General features: G+C 58.1%; 20 protein-coding genes. 9 read left to right on the top strand and 11 right to left on the bottom strand.

Features of this window, described 5'->3' with window-relative positions; genetic code table 11:
* Nucleotides 1-35: 35 nt before the first annotated feature.
* Complete coding sequence (locus tag ACR0C6_RS03185; RefSeq protein ID WP_480618226.1) at nucleotides 36-419, bottom strand: DUF4440 domain-containing protein; 384 nt, start codon at nucleotides 417-419, stop codon at nucleotides 36-38.
* 148 nt (nucleotides 420-567) lie between these two features.
* On the opposite strand from ACR0C6_RS03185, the gene ACR0C6_RS03180 reads away from it, so the two are divergent.
* From ACR0C6_RS03180 to ACR0C6_RS03165, 4 genes are all read left to right on the top strand, one after another.
* Entirely contained in the window at nucleotides 568-990 is a 423-nt protein-coding gene (locus ACR0C6_RS03180; protein WP_171204923.1) for a DUF2852 domain-containing protein, read from the top strand.
* Between the two features lie 66 nt (nucleotides 991-1,056).
* Nucleotides 1,057-1,488: an RDD family protein gene (locus tag ACR0C6_RS03175; RefSeq protein WP_171115477.1), complete on the top strand. Its 432-nt coding sequence runs from the start codon at nucleotides 1,057-1,059 to the stop codon at nucleotides 1,486-1,488.
* 75 nt (nucleotides 1,489-1,563) lie between these two features.
* Nucleotides 1,564-2,388, top strand: coding sequence for an arginyltransferase (locus ACR0C6_RS03170; protein ID WP_480618224.1), 825 nt, complete (start codon nucleotides 1,564-1,566; stop codon nucleotides 2,386-2,388).
* Between the two features lie 7 nt (nucleotides 2,389-2,395).
* Complete coding sequence (locus tag ACR0C6_RS03165; RefSeq protein WP_480618222.1) at nucleotides 2,396-2,785, top strand: VOC family protein; 390 nt, start codon at nucleotides 2,396-2,398, stop codon at nucleotides 2,783-2,785.
* 133 nt (nucleotides 2,786-2,918) lie between these two features.
* Here ACR0C6_RS03165 and ACR0C6_RS03160 read toward each other — a convergent pair whose 3' ends face one another.
* From ACR0C6_RS03160 to ACR0C6_RS03150, 3 genes are all read right to left on the bottom strand, one after another.
* Complete coding sequence (locus ACR0C6_RS03160; protein ID WP_480618220.1) at nucleotides 2,919-5,273, bottom strand: TRAP transporter large permease; 2,355 nt, start codon at nucleotides 5,271-5,273, stop codon at nucleotides 2,919-2,921.
* 17 nt (nucleotides 5,274-5,290) lie between these two features.
* Nucleotides 5,291-6,217, bottom strand: coding sequence for a TRAP transporter small permease subunit (locus ACR0C6_RS03155; RefSeq protein ID WP_152458266.1), 927 nt, complete (start codon nucleotides 6,215-6,217; stop codon nucleotides 5,291-5,293).
* A gap of 120 nt (nucleotides 6,218-6,337) precedes the next feature.
* On the bottom strand, nucleotides 6,338-7,420 hold the full coding sequence (locus ACR0C6_RS03150; protein ID WP_117868673.1) for a TRAP transporter substrate-binding protein: 1,083 nt from the start codon (nucleotides 7,418-7,420) through the stop codon (nucleotides 6,338-6,340).
* 245 nt (nucleotides 7,421-7,665) lie between these two features.
* Here ACR0C6_RS03150 and ACR0C6_RS03145 point away from each other — a divergent pair, with 245 nt between their 5' ends.
* On the top strand, nucleotides 7,666-9,099 hold the full coding sequence (locus ACR0C6_RS03145; RefSeq protein WP_480618218.1) for a cache domain-containing protein: 1,434 nt from the start codon (nucleotides 7,666-7,668) through the stop codon (nucleotides 9,097-9,099).
* A complete protein-coding gene (locus ACR0C6_RS03140) occupies nucleotides 9,096-9,743 on the top strand; it encodes a response regulator transcription factor (RefSeq protein ID WP_152458268.1) in 648 nt (215 codons plus the stop codon). The genes ACR0C6_RS03145 and ACR0C6_RS03140 overlap by 4 nt, the downstream gene beginning before the upstream one ends.
* A gap of 95 nt (nucleotides 9,744-9,838) precedes the next feature.
* On the opposite strand, the gene ACR0C6_RS03135 is transcribed toward ACR0C6_RS03140, so the two are convergent.
* Genes ACR0C6_RS03135 through ACR0C6_RS03125 form a run of 3 tightly spaced genes read right to left on the bottom strand, consistent with a single transcriptional unit; the run spans nucleotide 9,839 to nucleotide 11,456 of the window.
* Complete coding sequence (locus tag ACR0C6_RS03135) at nucleotides 9,839-10,210, bottom strand: bleomycin resistance protein (protein ID WP_480618216.1); 372 nt, start codon at nucleotides 10,208-10,210, stop codon at nucleotides 9,839-9,841.
* Nucleotides 10,211-10,257: 47 nt separating this feature from the next.
* Entirely contained in the window at nucleotides 10,258-11,103 is an 846-nt protein-coding gene (locus ACR0C6_RS03130; protein ID WP_480618215.1) for a HalD/BesD family halogenase, read from the bottom strand.
* Nucleotides 11,031-11,456 carry a hypothetical protein gene (locus tag ACR0C6_RS03125; RefSeq protein ID WP_480618213.1) on the bottom strand — a complete coding sequence of 142 codons (426 nt, stop codon included), beginning with the start codon at nucleotides 11,454-11,456 and terminating at the stop codon, nucleotides 11,031-11,033. The genes ACR0C6_RS03130 and ACR0C6_RS03125 overlap by 73 nt, the downstream gene beginning before the upstream one ends.
* A 69-nt stretch (nucleotides 11,457-11,525) precedes the next feature.
* Here ACR0C6_RS03125 and ACR0C6_RS03120 point away from each other — a divergent pair, with 69 nt between their 5' ends.
* The 3 genes from ACR0C6_RS03120 to ACR0C6_RS03110 all read left to right on the top strand — a co-directional run bounded on the left by ACR0C6_RS03120 (nucleotide 11,526) and on the right by ACR0C6_RS03110 (nucleotide 14,940).
* Complete coding sequence (locus tag ACR0C6_RS03120) at nucleotides 11,526-13,277, top strand: acetolactate synthase 3 large subunit (RefSeq protein ID WP_152458271.1); 1,752 nt, start codon at nucleotides 11,526-11,528, stop codon at nucleotides 13,275-13,277.
* Nucleotides 13,278-13,346: 69 nt separating this feature from the next.
* Nucleotides 13,347-13,907: an acetolactate synthase small subunit gene (ilvN, locus tag ACR0C6_RS03115; protein WP_117868667.1), complete on the top strand. Its 561-nt coding sequence runs from the start codon at nucleotides 13,347-13,349 to the stop codon at nucleotides 13,905-13,907.
* Between the two features lie 313 nt (nucleotides 13,908-14,220).
* The gene (locus ACR0C6_RS03110; RefSeq protein ID WP_480445402.1) at nucleotides 14,221-14,940 is read left to right on the top strand and encodes a helix-turn-helix domain-containing protein; all 720 of its coding nucleotides are present in this window, start codon (nucleotides 14,221-14,223) and stop codon (nucleotides 14,938-14,940) included.
* Nucleotides 14,941-14,949: 9 nt separating this feature from the next.
* Here the strand turns inward: ACR0C6_RS03110 and ACR0C6_RS03105 are convergent, their stop codons facing one another.
* The 4 genes from ACR0C6_RS03105 to prfB all read right to left on the bottom strand — a co-directional run bounded on the left by ACR0C6_RS03105 (nucleotide 14,950) and on the right by prfB (nucleotide 19,099).
* Nucleotides 14,950-15,735 carry a DUF2189 domain-containing protein gene (locus ACR0C6_RS03105; RefSeq protein WP_480445403.1) on the bottom strand — a complete coding sequence of 262 codons (786 nt, stop codon included), beginning with the start codon at nucleotides 15,733-15,735 and terminating at the stop codon, nucleotides 14,950-14,952.
* 26 nt (nucleotides 15,736-15,761) lie between these two features.
* The gene (locus ACR0C6_RS03100) at nucleotides 15,762-17,162 is read right to left on the bottom strand and encodes an amidase (protein WP_480618812.1); all 1,401 of its coding nucleotides are present in this window, start codon (nucleotides 17,160-17,162) and stop codon (nucleotides 15,762-15,764) included.
* Between the two features lie 103 nt (nucleotides 17,163-17,265).
* The gene (locus tag ACR0C6_RS03095; RefSeq protein WP_480618212.1) at nucleotides 17,266-17,970 is read right to left on the bottom strand and encodes a M50 family metallopeptidase; all 705 of its coding nucleotides are present in this window, start codon (nucleotides 17,968-17,970) and stop codon (nucleotides 17,266-17,268) included.
* Nucleotide 17,971: 1 nt separating this feature from the next.
* On the bottom strand, nucleotides 17,972-19,099 hold the full coding sequence (gene prfB, locus ACR0C6_RS03090) for a peptide chain release factor 2 (protein ID WP_152458274.1): 1,128 nt from the start codon (nucleotides 19,097-19,099) through the stop codon (nucleotides 17,972-17,974).
* Between the last annotated feature and the right edge of the window lie 7 nt (nucleotides 19,100-19,106).

Below are 19,106 nucleotides of genomic sequence, written 5' to 3'. Positions count from 1 at the left end.
CATCGCGGCGCGTGATCGTCAATGGGGCATTCTGATCAGGTGTTCTGAACCGGCGTGTCCTGACTGAAACTGTTGACCCAAACGTCGTTTCTGCGTTCCCACAAAGAAGAAATCAGCATCGCCTCGCGCGTTGTCGCACCCGGGCGCAGGTAATCGGCCTTGTAGGACAGCAGGACGATATACGGTGTCAGAACACGCAATCTCGCGTCGCTCAGTTCGAACTCGGCCATCGTCGGTGCGTCTGCAAATTGACCGGCATGATCGTCACGATTGGCAAATCCCGTCGGATAGACCCCAAGAAAATCCGCGCTCAGCAACGCCCGGTCTGCGCTTGCGTTGCCCTCAACCAGCGCCATCCAGACCTGCTTTTCCAAATTCAAAATCTCACTCAGCGCAGGTGCCGTTTTGTGTTCTTTCATATCCATTTCCGCAACCTGCGGCTGATGACGCTCACCGTCAACCGAATTGCTGAATGTAAATCTTTTTTACATTGAGCCCTTGCAACCCTCGTCCACGACCCCATCTAAGCAATGTGAAAAGAGTTTACATCAACCCTGGAGAGCTCAAATGACCGCATTGTCCGACCCCGCCGTCCCCGCGAATCCGGGATGGCTTTATCGAATCGAGGCCTGGCTGGATGACAAAGGCAAAGGGGCCTGGATCGCCGCCATGGTCCTTGGTTTTATCTTCTTCTGGCCGGTTGGCCTGGCCCTTCTGGCTTACATGATCTGGAGCAAACGCATGTTCAACAAATCCTGCAGCCGCCGCAAATCCTGGCACAGCCACATGAGCGCGATGAAACCATCCGGCAACAGCGCGTTTGACGCCTACAAGGCAGATACACTGGCCCGCCTTGAACGCGAACAGCAGGACTTTGAGGCGTTCCTGCGCCGCCTGCGCGATGCCAAGGACAAGGCGGAGTTCGACGAGTTCATGGACGAACGCGCCCGCGAGAACCATGAAGACGACGGAAATGGCAAGCCCGCCTGATTGACCTTGCCCTGTCCCGGCATTCCGGGACAGGGTACCCTGACCCATTTTTTTCGGACCTGACGAATGAACCACCTGCCTGACCCGGATACCCAACCAGAATTCTACAACTCGGTAACAAGCAAACGCTTTGTCGCTTGGTTGTTTGATATCGCCTTCATCTCGCTGCTCTGCACCGTGGCGATCCTGTTGAGCGCAGGCCTCGGTCTGTTTTTTCTGGCAGTGATCTATGCCGTGATCAGCTTTGTCTATCGCGTAGTAACCATCACGAACGGCTCGGCCACACTGGGCATGCGGTTCATGGGAATCGAATTGCGCGACGCATTCGGAGAACGAATGGATATGGGCAAGGCCATCGCCCACACTGCCGGTTATTTCGTCAGCATGGCGTTTGCGGTGATCCAGATCATCTCTGTGATCATGATGTTGACCAGCGCCCGCGGCCAGGGTCTGACCGACAGTTTTCTGGGCACGGTCATGATCAATCGACGGGCTTGACACGCGGTTGCGCGAAACACTTGGCGGCCTCGGGAACGGTTGCTATCATCCCTCCCGAGGCTATCTGGGAACTTCATGCGACACACGCTGCCAATTGCGCCACAATTCTATGTCACGGCCCCGCAACCCTGCCCCTATCTCGATGGCAGGATGGAGCGTAAGCTGTTCACCGCGCTTCAGGGCGAAGGTGCGGAACAGTTGAACAATTCCCTGTCGCAGCAGGGGTTTCGCCGATCGCAGAATGTACTCTACCGCCCTTCCTGCACAGATTGCGCAGCCTGCCTGTCCGCCCGGATCGACGTCTCGGCGTTCCGCCCGACAAAAAGCCAGAAACGCGCTGTGAAACGCAACGGATATCTGCAACGCCGCGCCACATCGCCCTGGGCCACGGACGAGCAGTATGAGCTGTTCCGCCGCTATCTTGACACCCGGCACGCCGATGGCGGCATGGCCGACATGGATGTGTTCGAATTTGCGGCAATGATCGAGGAAACCCCGATTCGAAGCCGGGTGGTGGAATATGCAGATCCTGAGACCGGCGACCTGATCGCTGTCAGCCTGACCGACGTGCTCGATGATGGGCTGAGCATGGTCTACTCTTTCTACGATCCGAAGCAGCCTCAGAATTCTCTGGGCACCTATATGATCTTGGACCATATCGAGATCGCGCGCGAAGCTGGCCTGCCCTATATCTACTTGGGCTATTGGGTCCCCGGCAGCCCCAAGATGGGCTACAAGGCAAAATTCTCCGGGCTTGAGGCCTATGTTCAGGGCGAATGGCAAAAGATCACAGATCCGGATACCTTCTGCTCTTCCTCACGGCACCCCCTGTCCACCGCTCCGATTGCCGAGCAAGTGGCCAATATCCAGCTTCCCGACCGCCACCCCACCAAGGGCTGACCATCCGATGAAACAGAACCTGCACGCCGTCACCCTAGTGGTGCCGGATTACGATGACGCATTTGCGTTTTACACGGAAAGACTTGGCTTCCAGCTTTTGAAGGACATCGATCTCGGGGGCGGAAAACGCTGGGTCCTGATCACACCGCCGGGTTCAGACGGCGGCGGCCTTCTTCTGGCCAAAGCCGACGGGCCCGAGCAACGCGCCGCCATCGGCAACCAGACCGGCGGCCGTGTGGGCTTTTTCCTTCAAACCGATGATTTCCAACGCGACTACACACAGATGCGTGCCAACGGGGTCCATTTCGAAGAAACTCCCCGCTTTGAATCCTATGGCACAGTCGCCGTCTGGCGCGATCCTTATGGCAACCGCTGGGATCTGATCCAATTCACCTGATCCGCTTCTTCATCTGGCCCCAAATATCCCGGGGATGAATTGGCCGCAGGGCAAGAAGGGGCTGGCCCCTTCCCTGCAACAAACAAGAAAAAGGGGGCCTTCGGGCCCCCTTTTTGCATTTTGATGATCCGGATCAGTTCGGGATCAGGTCCGGTACGATCGTGACAATCGCCGGGAAGAACCACAGAATTGCGATCCCTACCACCTGGATGAGAACAAACGGAATGATCCCGCGATAGATATGGCCCGTCGTCACTTCCTTCGGCGCAACCCCTCGCAAGTAGAACAACGCGAACCCGAACGGTGGTGTTAGGAAGGATGTTTGCAGGTTCACCGCCACCATGATCGTCACCCATTTCGGGTCGAACGACCCGCCATAGATCACCGGCCCCACAATGGGGATCACGATGTAGATGATCTCGAGGAAATCCAGCACGAAGCCCAGAATGAACAACACCAGCATCACGATCAGGAAGACCGTGAACTCGTTGTCAAAACTCTTCAGGAATTGCTGGATATAGTGCTCCCCTCCGAACGAGATCACCACCAGGTTCAGCAATTGCGATCCGATCAGGATGGTAAACACCATCGAGGTCACCTTGGCCGTCTCGCGCACCACCGGGGTCAGAACTCCGCTGGAATACAGCACCCAGCACCCGAACAGCAGCCCGAACAATGCGTACAGATAGGCCGCATACGCGATGATGAAGGCGATCCAGGTCTCCAACGTCACATTGCCCTGATTGACCCGCAGGTCGAAGTTCACCCCCATCAGCAAGGCGATGATCACGGCAAAGGTCGACCAGATGATCACCTTGCCCGATCGCCCCTGATCCTGAAGCTTGCGATAGGCCGCCAGCATGATCGCGCCGCCCGCACCCAGCGCGGCCGCCGGCGTCGGGTTGGTCACTCCCCCCAGGATCGACCCCAGAACAGCGATGATCAGAACCAGTGGCGGGAAAACCACGCGGATCAGGTCATTGGTCGCACATCGCGCCGCGGCTTCCTTACAACCATACATGGCCAGCGCAAATGGCAACGCGAGCAACAGGAACGTCGCCCCAGAAGATGTCGTGGGCGAAATCAGCAAAATATCGACCAACACCATAAGCAGCAGACCAATCGCACCAACGATAAGCGGCTGTGGCGCACGCGAGGGGGCGATGCCACGACCCAGCACCAGAGTGAGGCCCAACAGCACGACGGTGATCGCGACACCCGTGCCAATTGGTGCGGCTGATGCAATCATTTCCTGTTGTGCGGCGGCCAGTTCTTCTTCGGTCAGGCGCTGAGACTCAGCTGCACCGCCAGCGGCGTCGATGGCTTCCTGCTCGGCGACGGCCTGATCCCAGGCGGCCTGACCATGCAGATCGATCATCGATACCTTGCATTCTTCCGACACGTTGGTACGCAACGATGCGCCCTGTCCGATGTCCGAGAAAGCCGAGACCGAAATGTTCTGGCTGCCGATCAGGCCGACATTGCCCAGCAACACGGTGCCGACGATCAGCGCAACCGGTGCGCCCAGCAGCCAAGTCAAACCTTCGGACCGGGTGATCGGCTCACCCGACCCGCCTGACAGCGCCACGGCAGGTGCCTTATGGGGATTCAGCAATGCATAACCAAAGGCATACAACGCATAAAGCAGGGCCAGAAGGATCCCCGGCAAAAGAGCCGCCTGGAACAAGGTTCCGACCGAGACAACTGCCGGCTCTCCCAAATAGGTGAGCGCATCGGTACATCCCGCCTCAACGGCCCGCGTCTCCTGCGCTGTCGAGTACAAATCGCCCGCCAATGTGCCAAGCAGAACGATCACGATCGAGGGCGGAATAATCTGCCCCAGCGTACCCGAGGCCGCGATCACACCCGTTGCAAGCTCTGGCGAGTAGTTGTTCCGCAACATGGTTGGCAGCGCCAGCAGGCCCATGGTCACCACGGTCGCGCCAACGATGCCGGTAGAGGCCGCAAGAAATGCCCCCACAACCACGATGGACACGGCCAGACCACCCGGCAGCGGTCCAAAGACGCGCGCCATCGTCGTCAACAGGTCGTTCGCGATTTTCGAGCGTTCCAGCGTGATGCCCATCAGAACGAACATCAGCACGGCCAGCAATGTCTCAATGGACTGACCGGCCAGGACACGTTCGTTCATGCGATTGACGATGAACGACACGTTGCGGTCCAGCGCGGTTTCCCAACCTTGCACAAAAACCGGCTCGGCGATCCTCGGCAAGTCCGGGTATCGGAACACGGAAATCACATCCGCTTTGACCCCGGAATTCACCAGATCCCGATAGGCTTGTGAGCCCGTGTCGATTGCCTGGTGGACCAACAGCCCGGCGCTGTCCAGTGCGGCAATGATCCCGAAGGAGATCACCCCGGCGCCACCGATGGCAAAGGCCACCGGGAAGCCGGAAAGGATGCCCCCAAAGAGGCAGAAGAATACGATAATGAGGCCTATCTCGACGCCATCAAGTCCGAATAGCATTGTCTTGGTCTCCGTCCTTAATGCGCGCCTTCATAGGCTTCTTCGCCCTCACCAAGGCTGTCCTTGTCGAGGTATTTTCCAGTGCTTTCCGGCCCTTCCACATACTCAAGATACGAGCGGTACAGGAATGCGATTGCGTGCAGGAACACCATGGCTGCAAAGGCCACCAGCAAGATCTTGAACAGGAAGTAGGCGTTGAATCCGTTGGGGCTGAACCCAATGGTTTCCACGTTCCAGCGCAGCGCACGGGACTTGGCCACCAGTCGGTCCAGCGTGTCACTGGCCGAAGGTTTCGGCACGATCAGGTGCCGCCACATGAAGTACCAGCCATACATCCAGGTCAGCACCGCCATGGGCATCATGAACAAAACCGCACCGCACATATCAACCACCCGTTTGGCACGGTGGCTGATGCCGGCATAGATGAGGTCAACGCGCACATGCCCACCCTGCACGAATGTGTAGGTACAGCACAGGCACACGACCATCGCATTATACAGCTTCAGTTCTTCCGCGAACCAACTGATATCCATCTGGAACGGGATACCCAAACCAAAAGACATATCGGGTCGTGTAAAGACCCGCTGCATGAAAACGATCACGATCTGCTGGATCACCATCAAAAGGCCCGCCCAGGCAAAGAAGCGGCCGGTGGTATTGGCGAACCCCTCAAGGCCCCGCACGATGGCCCACATGAAGTTCCGGTAGTACAGCCCGATGGCCGTCAGAACCAGAAAGAACGTGAACACCACAAAGAAGAACTCGACCGAACCGCCGTAATAAACAAAGCGCATGATCGACGCCTTGTCGGACCAGTCCAGCCAGAGTTGCGGATGCGTGATGGCGTATCCGAAATTATAGAAGGCTTCGGCAATGTTTTGAATGAACCAGACCAGTCCATTCCACAGGGCGCCGAAGAACGAGATACCGTTTTCGTCCTGCATGTTGTCCCCAGGTCGTCTCAGTTGTGCATGGGATTATTGTTGCTTGCCCAAACCCCTTAGCGCAACGGGAAAGGCTCCCCCGCGACGCGGGGGAACCGGTTGTTCTTGGATCAGAATGGCTTAGCCGCGAACACGGTCGCGCTGAGCGGTGTAAACACCCGATGACAGGTTGTTCCAAGCAGACGATGCTGCCATCGACGTCATCGCGCTGTCGTGGATTTTCTTGAACAGCTCATCGCCCATGTTCTCGTCCAGAACTTCCTGGCTGGCCTGACCGAATGCGTCCCAAACACTGTCCGGGAATTCCAAAACCTTGACGCCACCCGCCTGCAGGCGCTGCAGCGCTGCGCCGTTGTTGGCCAGGAACTGTGCCAGGTTCCACTGGTGCGCTTCGGCGGCAGCGATCTCGATGATCTTCTGCTGTGCCGGGGTTAGTTCATTGAACACGTCGCGGTTGGTTGCCAGCGACAGACCTGCGCCCGGCTCGTGGAAGCCCGCAGTGTAGTAGGTCTTGGTGATTTCCTGGAAGCCGGCCTTTTCGTCGGCCCATGGACCGATCCACTCGGTACCGTCGATCGCGCCGGACGACAGCGCCTGATACACTTCCGACCCCGGAATGTTCTGTACGGATGCGCCCAGTTTACCCAGGGCCTTGCCGCCCAGACCCGGCATACGGAACTTCAGACCGTTGAAGTCTTCGGGGCTGTTGATCTCTTTCGAGTACCAGCCACCCGCCTGCGCACCGGTGTTGCCGGCCAGGAAGGACTTCAGACCAAAGATTTCGCCCAGCTCGTCATGCAGCTCCATACCGCCGTCATGATAGTACCAGTTCACCAGTTCCTGTGCAGTCATGCCGAAAGGAACGGCCGTGAAGAACGCATAACCCGGGTGCTGACCCACAAAGTAATAGTCAGCGGCATGATACATATCCGCCTGACCCGAAGACACCGCGTCAAATACTTCGAAGGCACCAACCAGTTCGCCTGCTGCCTTGATTTCAACATTCAGGCTGCCATCCGACATGGCGTTGATGCTGTCGGCACAACGCTGCGCGCTGTCAAACACGCCCGCCAGACCACGACCCCACGAGGTCACCATGGTCAGGGTACGCTGGCCCTGAGCATAAGCCGGTGCCGCCAATGCTGTCGCTGCAGCTGCCGAACCGCCCAGCGCGGATTTTTTCAGAAATGAACGACGATCCATATGAGTGTTCCTCCCCTTCATAGTCACGGCCCGGCAGAACCGGACCTGTCGCATTCAGTGCGCGTCAGCCTAATGTGACCGAACTGAAAGGGAATACCTACTACTGCGTAGAGAATCGGATTCTTTGCGATTTCTGGCAAGAAATCAGACCGCAAAGCACGTCTTCCCCGACGATAATCTCTGTATTCCCCGAACAAAGCCCAATCTTTTTGCATTTTCGCCGCCGCTTGCGTATCGATTCGTCCATGCAAAGACTCCGACATCTGGTCTCGCTGACCTATGCGCAAAAATTGTCGCTGGTTGCCGCAATCCCGCTGGTCGTGGCCGTAGCGGCAATTGCCGTGCTTGTGGCATACGAGGCGCGCGCGACCGCCGAGCGTGAGATCGAAGCGCTGGAACGCAGCCTGGTCGAAGCCAAGAAAGAAGAGTTGCGCAACTACGTAACACAGGCGCGCAACGGGTTCGCCTATATCTACGGCCGGGCCGAGCCAGATGACGAGGTCGCGAAAAACCTCGTGTCCCAAATCCTGTCGGCAATGATCTATGGCCAGGATGGGTTCTTCTTTGTCTACGATTATGACGGCAACAATCTGGTCAGCCCCCGCCAGACGCAGTTCATCAACCGAAACTGGGAAGGGCTGACGGACAGCGACGGCACTCCGATCGTTGACGAGTTCATCCGCCTCGCCCGCCAGGGGGCTGGTTGGCACAGCTTCATGTGGCAAAAGCCCTCGACCGGAGAGGAAGCACAGATGATCGCCTATGTCGTCGGGCTTCAGGACTGGCGCTGGGTCGTGGGAACCGGAGTCTTCATCGACGACATCGTTGCAACGGTCGCCAACGCCAGGGCCGAGGTCGAGGCCCGCGTTCAGCGCACCTTCATGTATATCGGCGCGATCGTTGTGGCGGCGGTGCTCATCGTCTTTGCATCCGGCATGTTGCTGAACATCCGCGAGCGCAGACTTGCGGACGCCAAGCTGAAGGAGCTGACCCAGCGCGTCTTCGATGCCCAGGAAGAGGAACGAGGCCGCGTTGCCCGCGAACTGCATGACGGCATCAGCCAGATTCTGGTCGGTGTACGCTATGCGCTGGACAACGCGCGGCGCCGCCTGTCCCGCGGCGATGACGCGGGCGCACGCGATCCGCTGGACAAAGGGATTGACCATCTTGGCACCGCCATCACCGAGGTCCGCCGCATCAGTCGCGACCTGCGCCCCGGCGTGCTGGACGATCTGGGTCTTGGGCCAGCGCTGAAAGCTCTTACCGACGATTTCCGGGACCGCACCGGGATCGAGACGGAATTCTCGACCGTGGTGTTCCGCAACCGGCTGGATCAGGACAGCAAGATTGCCCTGTATCGCATCGCGCAAGAGGCGCTGACCAATATCGAGCGCCACTCTGGCGCCACGCAGGTTACGATAGACCTGCGCGGGCACAAGAAAGGTGCAACCATGCGGATCACCGACAATGGTCGGGGCATGCGGACCGATCCCAGCACCCCCAGCACCGGGATCGGGTTGCGCAACATGCAAGAACGCATCGAACAGCTTGACGGGTCCCTGCGCATTCTGTCATCACGCGGACCGCGTGGCGGCACCGTCATCGAAGTCAGCCTGCCGCTGAGCCACCTTCTGCCGCCGCAGGAAGACGCAACTCCGAACCGAAAGGCCGGCACATGAGCGCCGAAAGCATCCGAGTTCTTATCGTCGACGACCATCCAATGGTGGCCGAGGGCATCCAGTCCATCCTCGAAAGCTATGATGAGATTCAAGTGGTCGGTACGCTTGGCAGCGGACAGGCGGCAGTGGATCAGGCTGTTGACCTTGCCCCGGATGTGATCCTGATGGATCTGAACATGCCCGGCCTCGGCGGTCTCAGCGCCACGGAAATCATCCTGGAACGATTGCCGGAAACGCGCATCCTGATCCTGTCGATGCATGACAGCCCGGAATATATCTCGACCGCGCTCAGCCACGGTGCCAAAGGTTACGTGCTCAAGGACGTTCCCACTGAAGAGATCAAGCAGGCAATTGATGCGGTGATGCGGGGTGAACAGTATCTGTGCACTGGCGCCAGCGGATCGCTCAAGCCCAAGGGCGACAACGTGCGCGAAGCGCTGACCGGGCGTGAACAGACCATTCTGCTGGAACTGGCGCAGGGCAAATCCAACAAGGAAGTTGCGCAAACGCTGGATATTTCCGTGCGGACTGTCGAAACGCACCGCAAGAATATCAAACGCAAACTCGGCATATCCTCAACCGCCGGGCTGACACGCTACGCTTTGGAACATGGCGTGCTGCAAGGGACTGGTGTCGGTTTCTGATCTGCACGCGCCCGCAGCGCGCAGCGCTGCCCGGCCCAACCAGAGGATACGCGCCACAGGCGTGTTGACGATGGGCGGGAGCGCTACCCGCCGGGTCAAAGACCTTCTCCGAAAAAAACCAATGTCCCGTCTTCGTCCAGAACGTGGAATTCACGCTGATTATAGGGCTGATTGAACGGCGGTCTGACACGGCCTTCGGGCAGATCGGCCAATCGGTCGCGCAGGCTGTCATAAAGCCCATCAATATCTTCAACATCGATATAGAAGGAGTGTTCATCACCCAATGGCTTGCCGTCATCCCGCGGCGGGCACTCCAAAAGGCGGATCGCAACAGGACCACGTTTCAAAAAGGCATAATTGTCTTGCAAGAACCCACAGGTGAACCCAAGGCGATCACAATAGAAGTCGATCTGGTCCTTCAGGGACGAGCACAACACAAATGGTGTAAGCTGCAAAATCTTGGGCATCTGACTCTCCGGACATCAATCAGATGCATTGTACCGAGGTTGAACACTCAATCCAGCAACTGATCCTTTCGCAGCCCCGCGCGCTTGTAGTGATGCGGCAAAACGCGGCCATACAATTGCTGCGTCCGTTCCACACCGCCACACATGCCTTCAGCCTCGACAAAGGAAAAGATGCCGACATAACGACGGCACATGCCACTGACCGGAGCAACCCGGTGCAGTGAATACCGGCCCTTGAAAATCTGCAAATCCCCCGGCCGCAGGTCCAGCCGGCGAACCCGCCCCATGTTCCCATCGAGAACCGAGGCCACCAGATCAAAGTTTTCATTTTCCGCCGTCCGCAGGTTGGGTGCGTATTCGAACGCGCCGCCCGTCTCTCCGTTCTGGATGGCCAGCGTCACTGTGTAGTTGTTGGTGTCGAAATGCCAGGGAAAGCCCTGCCCTTCTTCCACGACATTGATGATCACGTCCGCCAATGGATCATCGTAGCGGAAAAAGCGGTCTTCGGGTTCATTCAGGGCATCGCGGACAAAGGGAAGAAAGCCGTCGAACTCGTAAATGCGCCGCAGCGGGCCGGATTTCGAAAGATTGTCGGCCGGAACAAAGGCGTTCGAACGATCATAGAACCGGCGGATCGGATGGGCGATGCCAAGCCTTGGGTCGTCCTTCGTGAAATAGGCGTTGGTTCTGTTGAAGGACCGGTGCGCCTTGGGCGCCACCCCCTCGGCTTCTTGCACCAGAAGCTTGACCCCTGCCTCGTGCACGAAACCCGGCAGAACGGCACATCCATCCTGCTCCAACTCGCGTCTCAAATCCTCGATCAGCCGATCATAAGCCGGTGAATCCGGACGATCGATTGGATAGCGGCCAAGATCAACCAGGTCCTGCAACATTTCAAGCCTCCGGGTTTTGCCCCCTGCACGTTCAGCGTGGCGCAGAAAAAACGGATGATCATGCCCGTTTCGGACATCGGCCTGACGCTTTCAGACCGCCTGATCCGCACACAAAACGGCCAATTTTCACGTCGAATTCCCGGAAATTCCCGACATGCGGCAATCTGCGCAATAAAATGTCGCAAAATACCGCCGCCGAGATAGAAAATTGGTGCAATTGCCTGTTGACGCCCCTTCCCCCCGACCATAATGTCGCCTCCAAGCAAAAAGGAGCCTCTGGCGATGAGAACGCTAGTCGTAATCGTAGGAACCACGCGCATGGGCCGGTAACGGTAAACCATAATCGAACCCATGCGCCTCCGAAAAATCGGGGGCTTTTTTTTGTCGAACGCAAGACACATGTCGCGAACGGAGCAAAGCAGATGACACGTGAGATGACCGGCGCAAAGATGGTGGTTCAGGCCCTCAAGGATCAGGGCGTGGACACGGTATTCGGATACCCCGGTGGCGCCGTGCTACCGATCTATGATGAGATCTTTCTGCAAAACGACATTCGCCACATTCTGGTGCGTCACGAACAGGGCGCGATCCACGCGGCCGAAGGCTATGCCCGATCGACGGGAAAACCGGGCGTCGCGCTTGTCACGTCAGGCCCCGGTGCCACCAATGCTGTCACCGGTCTGACCGATGCATTGCTGGATTCGATCCCGATCGTTGTTCTGACCGGGCAAGTCCCGACCTTCATGATCGGATCGGATGCGTTTCAGGAGGCCGACACCGTAGGCATCACCCGCCCCTGCACCAAGCATAACTGGCTGGTGAAGGACACGGACTCGCTGGCTGAAACCCTGCACGAGGCATTCCATGTCGCCACCTCGGGCCGCCCCGGCCCGGTGCTGATCGACATCCCGAAGGATGTGCAGTTCGCGTCGGGCGAATATGCCAGCCCGAAACCTTCGACCTCGCATTACCAACCCGCGATGAAAGGAGATCTGGAAGAGATCACCGAGCTGGTTGCCGCGATGGAAACCGCAAAGAAACCGATCTTTTATACCGGCGGTGGCGTTATCAATTCCGGCCCCGCGGCCAGCCAGTTGCTGCGTGAACTGGTGGATGCAACGGGCTTTCCGATCACCTCAACCCTGATGGGACTTGGTGCCTATCCTGCGTCGGGCGAAAATTGGTTGGGAATGCTCGGCATGCACGGCCTTTATGAGGCCAATATGGCGATGCATGATTGCGATCTGATGATCAATATTGGTGCGCGGTTCGATGACCGGATCACCGGGCGCATCGATGCGTTTTCGCCGAACTCGAAAAAAGCGCATATCGACATCGACCCGTCCTCGATCAACAAGGTCATCCGGGTGGACATCCCGATCGTCGGCGATGTGGCGCATGTGCTCGAGGATATTCTGAAGATCTGGAAGTCGCGCGGCCGCAAGACGGACGCCGCGAATGTCAAACAATGGCAGAACCAGATCGCCGAGTGGCGCAAGATCAACTGCCTGGCCTTCACCAACAGCGAAAAGTCGATCAAACCGCAATACGCGCTGCAACGCCTTGAAGAACTGACAAAAAAGCATGATCGCTACATCACCACCGAGGTGGGTCAGCACCAGATGTGGGCGGCGCAGTACCTTGGGTTCGAAGACCCCAACCGCTGGATGACATCGGGTGGTCTGGGCACGATGGGCTATGGGTTCCCCGCCTCGATCGGCGTGCAGATGGCGCATCCGGATGCTCTGGTGATCAATGTCGCCGGCGAGGCCAGCTGGCTGATGAACATGCAGGAAATGGGCACCGCCGTTCAGTACCGCCTGCCGGTGAAACAGTTCATCCTGAACAACGAACGCCTCGGCATGGTCCGTCAGTGGCAGGAGCTGCTGCATGGCGAGCGCTATTCACATTCCTGGTCCGAGGCCCTGCCCGATTTCGTGAAACTGGCTGAGGCCTTTGGCGCCAAAGGTATCCTGTGTTCCGACCCCGCCGATCTGGATGACGCGATCATGGAGATGATCAATTACGACGGTCCGGTGATCTTTGACTGTCTGGTCGAAAAGCACGAGAACTGCTTCCCCATGATCCCGTCGGGCAAGGCCCATAACGAGATGCTGCTGGGTGAGGCCGAGACGCAGGGCGTGATCGACTCCAAAGGTTCGGTTCTGGTTTAACGAAATTCGACGGATTTGGTTGAGTGCCGCGCTGTACCCAACCTGTCAAGGATGATGAAAGGGACGTAAATGTCTGCCCTACATATCAAAAAAGGCTCTACCCGCCATTCGGCCTATAACCTACGGCCCACCTTCTCGGACGTTCAGGAACGCCATACCATCGCGGTTCTGGTCGAAAACGAGCCCGGAGTGCTGGCCCGTGTCATCGGCCTTTTCTCGGGTCGTGGTTACAACATCGAAAGCCTTACGGTGGCCGAGGTTGATCATACCGGCCACCTGAGCCGCATCACCATCGTCACCACCGGCACGCCGCAGGTCATCGAACAGATCAAGGCGCAGCTTGGCAGGATTGTTTCGGTGCGTGACGTGCATGATCTGACCGTCGAGGGCGCCTCGGTCGAGCGTGAACTGGCGATCATCAAGGTCGTCGGCGAAGGCGACAAGCGGGTCGAAGCCCTGCGACTGGCGGACATCTTCCGCGCCAATGTTGTCGACAGCACGCTCAATTCCTTCATCTTCGAAATCACCGGCGCGCCGGACAAGATCGACGCATTTGCCGACCTGATGCGCCCGCTGGGCCTGATGGAAATCGCGCGTACCGGCGTGGCGGCCCTGCTGCGCGGCGATTGATCGACCTGTCCCGCCTTGGCGCTTGTCTTGCAGCCAAGGCGGGAACACTTTTTAGGGTGGCTGGTCCTTTCAAATTCAACTCTTGCGATCTGAATGCGCTATAATTGCCATATGGTCGGCTTTTCCCAATAAAGATCAGGCATTTTCAGATAAAGCCTATTGCCTTTACACATGAGGGCGTTAGCCTCGAAGCTGCAACGCGACGTGGGGATACGTTGCTTGGGGTCATTCTGTACGATTTTTAAAATGCACCGGGCTTCGGCGTCGGTGCGACGATGGTTTCTTCCGGAAACTAAGCAAGACGTGGGCACCCATGACTGACGATATTCGTAGTCCGGCCGAGATTCGCGCAATGTTTGGTGCGAACCTTCGGCAATTGGCAAAGCGATATCGCTCGGTCTCGGCACTGTGCCGCCAACTTGGCGTAAACCGTACCCAGTTCAACAGATATCTTTCCGGTGAAAGCGTACCCAGACCGGATGTGCTGGACCGTATATGCAGGTTTTTCGATGTCGATGCCCGCATTCTTCTGAAACCGCTGGACGAGATCGAGAAGATCGAAGAACACCCTGCAACCCCGGCCCTGACAGAGTTTTTGGGCTCGGGTGCGGATGCGATCGAGAAATCCCCGTTTTCCCCCGGGTTCTACGCGGTGATCGAAAGCCTGTCGGCTGAACACCGGATGACCCTGCTGCACGCCCGACCCTTGGCCCAATGTACGTTGATCCGTGGCTACGTGTCGCGTGCGGCAATGCCCGAGGCACCCCCGAAGGCGCGGGAAATACAGGGGATAGCAGCCTCAAGCGGTGACACTGTCTATATGCTGACCTCCCAGCGGGAAGGTCACAACAGCCGGGTCTATCTGATCTCTCCGGACCCCACGGGAACGGCAGTTCATTGGCGTGGGTCGGTCATCAGCCCGACAAATGCGACAACGCCCGAACCTGTTGTGCTAAAATACCTTGGGCACGACTCGACGGCCATTTTTGCTGCTGCGCGATTGTCGACGAACAATGTGGCTCAGAACCTGTAACCTACCGTCTCAGGTTGGTGTTTCCTCTTCATCATTCTGCGTGATCTGCCGGTACAGATGCCAACTGGCATGTCCCAGCAACGGCAGAACCACCAGCAACCCCAGGAACCAGGGCACCATCGCCAGAAATGTCAGCACCGCGATGAAGGCACCCCAGGCCAGCATCACCGGAAAATTCTCTGACACGTAGGTAAAGCTGGTGATCATGGCCGTTACGAAATCCAGTTCGCGGTCCAGCAGCAGAGGGATCGACAGAACGGTGATCATGTACAGAACGGTCGCAAAAACCGCCCCGACTGCCGTGCCGACAGCCAGCATTGTCAGGCCATTCAATGTCAGAAACACCTCAAGCGAGGTCGACACGTTGGTCATCGTCGCCAACCCCATGAACAGGGCAAAAATCATGTGCCCCAGAAAAAACCAGAAAAGAAACACGACAACTATGATCGCGCAGATCGAGGGCAATTGTCTGCGGCTTTGCTGCATCACGACCCCGAAGATCGCGCCAAAATCGAGCGGCTCTCCTTGTTCCAGCCTGTGCGATACCTCGTACAGACCAACAGCGGCAAACGGGCCGATCAGCGGAAACCCGATGGCCGCCAGCACCAGCCAAAAGGTTGTTCCGGTCTGAACTGTCACCCATGCCATCGCCCACCCGGACAGTACGTAAAACCCCGCAAAAATAAGGCCGAACAGCGGTGCGCGGCGAAAGTCGGCCCAAGCGCGCTGCAATGCAGTCCGCAGCATGGCGGTATCGACCGGTCGCATATCCGGAACACCAAAGGGTTTGTCCATGTTGTCTTCCTCCTCCCTGACCGGCGTTATGGCATCGCCGGCCTCTTGTTCGGCCAATTGGTTTCGGCGTGGTAAGCCGCACCGACTGACAAAAGTTTTCGATCCGATCCTCTGGGCCCGAACAATTGAAACCCCATTGGCAGCCCCTGCGTGCCAAACCCCGCGGGCGCAGCAAGGCATGGCAGGCCGATCAGGCTGACCGGTATCGTGACATGCATCCATCGGTGATAGGTATCCATGGCCCGGCCCGCGATCTCTGTCGGGTAAGGCAAATCAACCGAAAATGGCCAGATCTGAGCAGACGGCAGAACCAAAGCGTCAAACTTTTCGAACAGCTTCGCCGCGCAACGGAACCATCCCGAGCGGATGACACTGGCGTGGTGCACCTCCATTGCACTCAGTGCCAGACCCCGATCCAGTTCCCATTGTGCCGAGTCTTTCAAATCTTCCTTTTGCGACACCAAGGGTTCCAGCCCGGCGGCCACGCTGAACGACCGCAAGGTGATCCAGCTGGTCCAGAGTTTTTCGGCATCGAAAGGCGGGGCGACGTCCTCAACCCGCGCGCCACGCGTTTCGAACACGCCCATCGCGTCTTTGCAGATGTCAAGAATACCGGGCTCGGTCGGAAAAGCGCCGCCCCAGTCGCCAAGCCACCCGATCCGCAGCCCTTGCAGATCTGCGGCGGTCACCGGCGACACCGGCGCACTTTCAACGGCCAGCGGCAAGCGCGGGTCCGGCCCCGAGATGACATCAAGCAGAACACCCAGATCTTCGGGGCAGCGCGCCATGGGGCCCAGTGTCGACAACTGGTGCAAAAAGCTGTCCCCCACGGGATCGAAAGGCACCCTGCCCCAGCTTGGCCGAAAGCCATAAACGTTGTTCCAGGCGGCAGGGTTGCGCAAACTGCCCATCATGTCCGAGCCATCGGCCAAAGCAACCATGCCCGTCGCCAAGGCTACCGCCGCCCCGCCGGATGAGCCACCGCAGGTGCGATTGGCATCATAAGGGTTGCGCGTTGCGCCATAGACCGGATTGAACGTGTGCGATCCCAGCCCAAATTCCGGCGTATTGGTCTTTCCGATCAGGATGGCACCGGCTTGCCGCATCCGCGCGGCGATCAGATCGTCACTGGCTGGCACGTGGTCTTGAAAAACAGGTGAACCTTGCGACGAGGCGACACCCGCCACATTCACAAGATCCTTGACTGCGATTGGAAGACCGTGCAGCGGGCCGGTGATCGGGCCGTCGTCACAGGCCTTCGCCTCAGCCATCAAACCATCTGAATCCCTCAGCGCCACGATGGCATTCACCTCACCATTGACCTTGGCGATGCGATCCAGCGTGGCCTGCATCACGTCCGAGGCTGAAACCTGCCGGTTGGCCAACTGTTTCAAAAGGTCTGTAGCCGATATCCGGGTCAGGTCCATGACGCGCCAATCCATTGTCGTTTCCGGCAGCCTAGCGGGCAGCTCGGATCATTTAAACCCACTGTTTAAATGTATCTTTTCAGTGAAGTCTCAGACGGCAATGTCAGCGCGCTGATCTGCGAAAATGCAGGTTGCTGTCAGCCCCAAGCCAGTAGCGCAGGCAAAGAACGATCGCGATGCAGCTGAGCACCAGCCAGATCCCGCCCCACAACATGGCAGACCCACCGAATTCCTCGGCCAGCATGAATGCATCCGAGCGCGCGCCAGACCGTCGGATCGTGTCATCGAAGATGTCGAAAGGGACATAGATCATACTGGTCAATCCGATCACGCGCAGCACCAGATCGCTTGCATCGGGGCGCAGATACCACGCCGCAGCAATCATCGCAGCCCCGGTTCCGATGCTGAAAACAAGGGCAAACGGGTCGCGGATATACAGCACCGCCACCAGACACATGACACCGCCAAAACCAGCCAGAACGGCGCGGTCGGCCCGTGATCGCAAGGCAAGGATCAAAAGGGCCATGCCCAGCGCCAGTGAACCAAGATACCCGGCAGACAGGCTGAGAAAGCGATTGCCTCCCCGGCCGACGACAACGCCGCCCTGTTGTGGTGAGATCGAAAAGCTCTCGACCGAGCCACCCGTCATCAGGATCGTCACCGCATGAGACAGCTCATGCAGAAAGACGACCAGTATCTTCAGTGGAACCGCAACCAGTGTATTCCAAAGCAGAAACACCAGGGCCGTGATGAGGATAAGCTGCCAATGCCCTTTCAGAACGTTCAGGAAAGGGCTGTTACGCTTCACCTCAGATGTCGCCCTGGGCCTCGGAGCGGCTCTTGCCCGCCACGTTCAGGGCCAGTGTGGCCGCCATGAAGCCGTCCAGATCGCCGTCCAGAACACCCTTGGTATCCGAAGTCTCGTAATTGGTCCGCAGGTCTTTGACCATCTGGTAGGGCTGCAAAACATATGACCGGATCTGGTTGCCCCAGCCCGCATCCCCCTTGGCTTCATGTGCCGCGTTGATGTCGGCATTCCGGCGGTCCAGCTCCAGTTGATACAAGCGCGATTTCAGAGCCTTCATGGCGATATCGCGGTTCTGGTGCTGCGACTTCTCGGAGGAGGTCACGACAATCCCGGTCGGAATGTGGGTGATGCGCACGGCCGAGTCCGTGGTGTTCACGTGCTGACCGCCCGCCCCCGATGACCGGTAGGTGTCGATGCGGATATCGGCGGGGTTTACCTCGATCTCGATATTGTCGTCGACCACCGGATAAACCCAGACCGAACAGAACGAGGTGTGCCGCTTGGCCGCCGAGTCAAAAGGCGAAATCCGCACCAGCCGGTGCACGCCGCTTTCGGATTTCAGCCAGCCATAAGCGTTGTGCCCCGAAATCTTGTACGCAGCGGATTTGATCCCTGCCTCTTCGCCCGGGGTTTCGGACTGAAGCTCGACCGTATAGCCTTTTTTCTCGGCCCAGCGCACATACATCCGCGCCAGCATCGAGGCCCAGTCGCAGCTTTCGGTTCCGCCCGCGCCCGAGTTGATCTCGAGGAAGGTGTCGTTGCTGTCGGCCTCGCCGTCAAGCAGGGCCTCAAGCTCTTTCTTCGCGGCCTTGGCCTGAAGCGCCTTGATCGCCGCTTCGGCGTCCTGGACAACTTCTTCGTCTTCTTCCATTTCGCCCAGCTCAATCAGTTCGATATTGTCGCTGAGATCGGTTTTGATGGACTCGTAGGTCTCGATCGCGTCGACCAGCATCTGCCGCTCGCGCATCAGTTTCTGCGCCTTTTCCGGGTTGTCCCACAGATTGGGATCTTCGACACGCGCATTGAATTCCTCAAGGCGATGCGGCGCGGTCTCATAGTCCATGCGCTGCGCCAGCAGCTCCAGCGACTTTTCGATTTCCGCCACAGTGTTCTGGGTTTCGGCGCGCATGGTCTTG

The organism is Ruegeria sp. AL12, from assembly GCF_056540885.1.
The sequence above is the reverse complement of the archived record's forward strand: the minus strand, read 5'-3'. Positions and strand labels throughout refer to the sequence as shown.

Excerpts from the sequence above, each read along its gene's own strand:
- ACR0C6_RS03130 (WP_480618215.1), bottom strand. The coding sequence starts at position 11,103 with ATGTTGCAGGACCTGGTTGATCTTGGCCGCTATCCAATCGATCGTCCG.
- ACR0C6_RS03150 (WP_117868673.1), bottom strand. The coding sequence starts at position 7,420 with ATGGATCGTCGTTCATTTCTGAAAAAATCCGCGCTGGGCGGTTCGGCA.
- ACR0C6_RS03120 (WP_152458271.1), top strand. The coding sequence starts at position 11,526 with ATGACACGTGAGATGACCGGCGCAAAGATGGTGGTTCAGGCCCTCAAG.
- ACR0C6_RS03105 (WP_480445403.1), bottom strand. The coding sequence starts at position 15,735 with ATGGACAAACCCTTTGGTGTTCCGGATATGCGACCGGTCGATACCGCC.
- ACR0C6_RS03140 (WP_152458268.1), top strand. The coding sequence starts at position 9,096 with ATGAGCGCCGAAAGCATCCGAGTTCTTATCGTCGACGACCATCCAATG.
- ACR0C6_RS03175 (WP_171115477.1), top strand. The coding sequence starts at position 1,057 with ATGAACCACCTGCCTGACCCGGATACCCAACCAGAATTCTACAACTCG.
- prfB (WP_152458274.1), bottom strand. The coding sequence starts at position 19,099 with ATGCGCGCCGAAACCCAGAACACTGTGGCGGAAATCGAAAAGTCGCTG.
- ACR0C6_RS03180 (WP_171204923.1), top strand. The coding sequence starts at position 568 with ATGACCGCATTGTCCGACCCCGCCGTCCCCGCGAATCCGGGATGGCTT.
- ACR0C6_RS03160 (WP_480618220.1), bottom strand. The coding sequence starts at position 5,273 with ATGCTATTCGGACTTGATGGCGTCGAGATAGGCCTCATTATCGTATTC.
- ACR0C6_RS03135 (WP_480618216.1), bottom strand. The coding sequence starts at position 10,210 with ATGCCCAAGATTTTGCAGCTTACACCATTTGTGTTGTGCTCGTCCCTG.
- ACR0C6_RS03145 (WP_480618218.1), top strand. The coding sequence starts at position 7,666 with ATGCAAAGACTCCGACATCTGGTCTCGCTGACCTATGCGCAAAAATTG.
- ACR0C6_RS03170 (WP_480618224.1), top strand. The coding sequence starts at position 1,564 with ATGCGACACACGCTGCCAATTGCGCCACAATTCTATGTCACGGCCCCG.
- ACR0C6_RS03110 (WP_480445402.1), top strand. The coding sequence starts at position 14,221 with ATGACTGACGATATTCGTAGTCCGGCCGAGATTCGCGCAATGTTTGGT.
- ACR0C6_RS03100 (WP_480618812.1), bottom strand. The coding sequence starts at position 17,162 with ATGGACCTGACCCGGATATCGGCTACAGACCTTTTGAAACAGTTGGCC.
- ilvN (WP_117868667.1), top strand. The coding sequence starts at position 13,347 with ATGTCTGCCCTACATATCAAAAAAGGCTCTACCCGCCATTCGGCCTAT.
- ACR0C6_RS03185 (WP_480618226.1), bottom strand. The coding sequence starts at position 419 with ATGAAAGAACACAAAACGGCACCTGCGCTGAGTGAGATTTTGAATTTG.
- ACR0C6_RS03155 (WP_152458266.1), bottom strand. The coding sequence starts at position 6,217 with ATGCAGGACGAAAACGGTATCTCGTTCTTCGGCGCCCTGTGGAATGGA.
- ACR0C6_RS03125 (WP_480618213.1), bottom strand. The coding sequence starts at position 11,456 with ATGGGTTCGATTATGGTTTACCGTTACCGGCCCATGCGCGTGGTTCCT.
- ACR0C6_RS03165 (WP_480618222.1), top strand. The coding sequence starts at position 2,396 with ATGAAACAGAACCTGCACGCCGTCACCCTAGTGGTGCCGGATTACGAT.